This is a genomic window from Pseudomonas sp. P4_C3 (assembly GCF_056402075.1).
Genome location: NZ_JBFUIC010000596.1, coordinates 1 through 1,478, shown reverse-complemented (window position 1 = coordinate 1,478; position 1,478 = coordinate 1). Strand labels below are relative to the sequence as shown.

Below are 1,478 nucleotides of genomic sequence, written 5' to 3'. Positions count from 1 at the left end.
AGCGCCCAGTGCTCCAGATAATGCTCTTCAATCAGCGCATTGAATCGATGAAAGATCTGCAAGTCTTCACGTCGCGTGGGCGTCGCTTCGAGAGGGTTTGCGCACAGCCGTAATACGCTGACCATGATCAGTCGAGTCAGGCTTAACACCGCAGCACTGTGACCGGCGGCCCCACTGTTCATCTCCCCTCGCAGTTCTTCGAATAGAAATGTCAGTCGCCGCGCTTCGCTTTGCAGCTCAGGCTTCAGGTGATCAAGCGCCACACAAGCAGGGGGCAGTTGCGGACCCAGTGCCAGCCCGGGATCGCTTTCGATCAATTGCCAGATCAACTGCTGGCGAACGGTAAGCACGTGGCCGTCGCTGTCCGCCTCCGTCACGAAAGAATGGGGAATTGTCGGTGGGGTGAGAAAAAACATGGGACCCGACTCGACGTACTGCTGATCATCAAGATAGACCCTCACCGTTCCGCTCTTGACGTAATGCACCTGGAAAAATCGATCGTGGCGGTGCACTGGCATGTTGCGCCCAAAGAAACCCGCCAGGTTGCCGAGCTTGTCGTAATGCACCTCGCTATCGCTGTAGCGCTGATCGTAGACCTGGCCGATGTTGATGTTAGGAATTGGATACCGATCGTTCATCACACACTTCTCATTTTTCTTAGTCCCGACATCCCCCGCCCCCCATGGTGCACCCGTTGCGAGTAAATCGCCATGAACGATAAGGTGCTTGACGATCATTAACATATTAACTATAACGATAGCATGTTAACAATAATCAGGCCGGACACCTCCAGTCCCGCCACTGCCAGGAGAGRAGCATGAGCCATGCCTTGCATGACATTGCGACCGGCACCCTGCTCGGTGTAGCGCTGAACTACCAGGGATTGCTGCTGAAGCGCCTTTCTGAATTCGAGCAGCCGCCGTATCAAAAGCTGCCTGTCAAACCGGTTCTGTTCATCAAGACGCCGAATACGCGCAACGTACATGGCGGCGCCGTGGTGCATCCCGGTGCAGGAGTTTCATTGCAACCTGGCCCGGCTCTGGGGGTGGTGATCGGCAAGGATGCCAGTCGAGTCAGTGTTGACGAGGCGATGAATCACGTTGCTGGCTATGCCATCGTCAACGAATTCAGTCTTCCGGAAGAGAGCTATTACCGCCCTGCCGTGAAAGCAAAATGTCGCGATGGTTTCTGCGCCATCGGCCCTGAATTTGTACCGCGCGAACAGCTTGCCAATCCGCATGACTTGACCCTGCAACTACGAGTCAATGGCGAGCTTCGACAGGAAGACTCCACCGCAAACTTCGTACGCAAGATTCCTCAGCTGATCGCCGAAATCAGCGAGTTCATGACCTTGTATGCCGGAGATGTGTTGATCACCGGGACACCTTCGGGTCGTGTCGATGTCCTGCCAGGTGACCGCGTAGACGTAGAAATCCAGGGTCTGGGATGCCTGACCAATGTCATCGTTGCCGAGCAGG

Annotated in this window: 2 protein-coding genes; one reads left to right on the top strand and one right to left on the bottom strand. The window is 55.3% G+C overall.

What is annotated here, in order from left to right:
* On the bottom strand, positions 1-638 hold a 638-nt coding region (gene hpaA, locus AC1DVH_RS31005; protein WP_477757002.1), incomplete at its 3' end, for a 4-hydroxyphenylacetate catabolism regulatory protein HpaA.
* A gap of 179 nt (positions 639-817) precedes the next feature.
* Here hpaA and AC1DVH_RS31000 point away from each other — a divergent pair.
* The coding region (locus tag AC1DVH_RS31000; RefSeq protein ID WP_477757001.1) for a fumarylacetoacetate hydrolase family protein at positions 818-1,478 on the top strand (661 nt) is incomplete at its 3' end.